Raw genomic sequence first — 2,709 nt, forward strand, 5'->3', positions numbered from 1 at the left:
GCGGGACGCGGACCTGCTGCGCGACCTGTCGCCGATGACCCACATCGACCGGCTCGACGTGCCGGTGCTGCTCATCCACGGCGCCAACGACACCAACGTGCCGGCGGGCGAGTCGGCGCAGGTCGCCGAGGCCCTCGCCGCCCGGGGTGTGCCGCACGGGCACCTGGTGCTCGCCGGTGAGGGGCACGACTTCCTGGGCCGTGCCAACGCCGAGGCGGCCCGGACGGCCACCGCCGCCTGGCTGACCCGGCACCTCGCCGCCACCGCGAGCGTGCTCGGCTGAGGCGTTATCCTGCGCCGGTGGAGGTCGCGGCGCAGGGCGAGCGGTTGGCCGCGGACCTGGGCCGCTGGCTGACTGAGCTGACGTTCGTCGACCTGGACACCGACGAGGTCACCGCGCGGGTGATCGACGCGGTGGTGCGGTGGGCGGAGGCCCAGGGTTGGCGGGTCTACCGGCGCGCGCCCAGCGTGTTGCCGTTGCCACCGCCGCTTCAGCAGCGGCACTCGGTGCTCGACGTGGCGTGCGCCCGCCCGGACGGCCCGCCCGTGGTGGTGGAGGTCGACCACACCGACCGGGCCCGCACCGTGCAGAAGCTGCGCGCGGAGGCGGACGCCGGCCGGATCCCGATCTGGGTGCGGTGGGGCGTCGGGCGGTTCGCCGTGCCACCACCGCCGGTGCGGATGGTGACTGTCGAGGTGACCCGCCGCGCCGGGCCGGCCGGGCGTGGACGGCTGCACAGCCGCGTCGGCGACCGTCCCGCCCCGGCCCACTCGACCGGCGGCGGCGCGGTGACCCCGCAGGCGTTGCCGATCCCGCTGACCGACCCGCTTCCGGACCCGCCGTCGGGTCCGTGAAAGGACCCGCCGTCGGGCCCGCTGTCAGGCCCGCTTCCGGGCCCGCGAAAGGGCACCTGAAGCGAATCGTAAGCGGTCGCCGGCAGAGTTCTGGGTGTCACCGGAGAGCACGACCGACACCCAGGAGATTCCGATGCGCAAGCTCATCAACTCGACCTACATCACCCTCGACGGCGTCATCGAGAACCCGATGTGGACCGGGCCGTACTTCGACGAGGAGGCCATGAGCCTCGCCGGAGCGCAGACCGACGAGGCGGACGCGATGCTGATGGGCCGGGCCACCTACGACGGCATGTCCGTGGCCTGGCCGAACATGGACGAGAGCGACCCGACCACGGGCGCGGCGTACTTCAACAACGTCAAGAAGTACGTCGCCTCCACCACCCTGACCAACCCCACCTGGAACAACACGGAGGTGCTCCAGGGCGATCTGGTCGCGGCGGTCACCGCGCTCAAGGCCCAGGAGGGCAAGAACATCATCCAGTACGGCTTCGGCTCGGTCACCGCCCAGCTGATCCGGGCCGGTCTGGTGGACGAGGTCCGGTTCTGGATCCACCCCGTGCTGGAGGGCGCCGCCAGCGTGACGGTGCCGCTGACCGACTTCAAGGCGTCGTTCGACCTGGTCGACACCCGGGTGCACAAGAGCGGCGTGATCGTCGCCTCGTACCAGCCGAAGCGCTGAGCACCGGTCAGAGCTGAGCCCGGGCCTCGCCCGGGCTCAGCTTCGCGCCCTCGGCGACCAGCGCGTCGAAGCGTTCCCGACCGAGCGCGGCGCCCACCCGACCGGTCACCCGCTCGATCTCGTCGCGTTCGGCCGGGGCGGGCGGAGCCTGCGTGGCGAGCCGCGCCGCGGCGGCCGCGCCGAGCAACCGGGCGGCGGCCTCCGGGGCCCGCACCGCCGACGCCATCCCCTCCAGGGCGTAGCTCGCGTCGCGGGGCGCGGCCATCGCCTCGGCGACCTCGAACGCCTCGACGTGCAGGGCCAGCGCGGCGTCCGGGTCGCCACCCTGCTCGACCGCGTGGCCCAGCTCGACCAGGACCGGTGGCAGGTAGAGCGCAGGCTGGGCCTCGGCTCGCCCCCGCTCGGCGAGGCGGGTCAGGTGGGTGACGGCCAGATCGAGCTTGCCGTCGCGGCGGGCGGCCAGCCCGAGGCTCAGCTCCGCGAAGACCAGCGCGCTGGGGGAGTCGTGCTCCTGCGCCAGCCGGTACGCGCGTTCGGCCAACTCCCGGGCCTGCGGGTAGTCGCGGGTCTGCACCGCCAGCCACGCCAGCCAGGACAGCTCGGTGCCGACCTGCGGCCACAGCCCCAGCTGCTCGGCCCAGCGCAGCCCGTCGCGGTGCAGCGCGGCGGCGCGGTCGTGCTCGCCGCGCATCTCCGCCAACGCGCCCACCCACTCGGTCGCCTGAAGCTGCCCCCACTGGTCGCCGAGGTCGGCGAAGAGCGCGGCGCTGCGGGTCGCCGCCCGCTCCAGCGTCGCCTGGTCGCCCAGCACGTGCGCGATCTTGGCCTGGGTGGTGAGCACCGCGGCCTCGGTCCACGCGTCGGCGGGGGTGGGCAACAGCTCCGCCGCCAGGGCCAGGTCACTGTGGTCGGTCACCGCGTTGGCCGCGAACCAGGCGCCCCGACCGTCCGGGTCGCCGGCGACCGCGGCGCGCACCTGCGCGGGCGCGACGGCCTCGCCCCGCACCAGGGCGAAGCCCACTCGCCAGGCCGCCGCGCGGGCTTCCTGCGCCGGGTCGCCGCGCATCGACAGGGCACGCCGTGCCTCGGTGAGCCGGCCACGCAGAAACCAGTACCAGCTCAGGGCGACGGCCAGCCGCAGCCCGCCACCGTGGCCCAGCGCGGCACGCAGG

At 74.6% G+C, this 2,709-nt stretch carries 3 protein-coding genes and 1 pseudogene; 3 read left to right on the plus strand and 1 reads right to left on the minus strand.

Translation table 11 applies throughout. From position 1 onward, the window contains the following. The 3 genes from KBX53_RS28835 to KBX53_RS28845 all read left to right on the plus strand — a co-directional run. Positions 1–283, plus strand: a 283-nt coding sequence (locus tag KBX53_RS28835; protein ID WP_210862739.1) for a S9 family peptidase, incomplete at its 5' end; no start/stop codon positions are given. A 17-nt stretch (positions 284–300) separates the two neighbouring features. Continuing rightward, the gene (locus tag KBX53_RS28840; RefSeq protein ID WP_309140879.1) at positions 301–855 is read left to right on the plus strand and encodes a hypothetical protein; all 555 of its coding nucleotides are present in this window, start codon (positions 301–303) and stop codon (positions 853–855) included. Positions 856–988: 133 nt separating this feature from the next. Continuing rightward, positions 989–1,537, plus strand: a complete 549-nt coding sequence (locus KBX53_RS28845) for a dihydrofolate reductase family protein (RefSeq protein WP_210862741.1) — start codon at positions 989–991, stop codon at positions 1,535–1,537. A 7-nt stretch (positions 1,538–1,544) separates the two neighbouring features. On the opposite strand, the pseudogene KBX53_RS28850 reads toward KBX53_RS28845, so the two are convergent. Next, positions 1,545–2,709, minus strand: a pseudogene (locus KBX53_RS28850) (transcriptional regulator); the annotation flags it as partial.

Source organism: Micromonospora sp. M51 (assembly GCF_018070305.1).
In the GTDB taxonomy this organism is placed as follows: domain Bacteria; phylum Actinomycetota; class Actinomycetes; order Mycobacteriales; family Micromonosporaceae; genus Micromonospora; species Micromonospora parva.

Coding starts and splice junctions, on each gene's coding strand:
- KBX53_RS28845 (WP_210862741.1), top strand. CDS start 989: ATGCGCAAGCTCATCAACTCGACCTACATCACCCTCGACGGCGTCATC.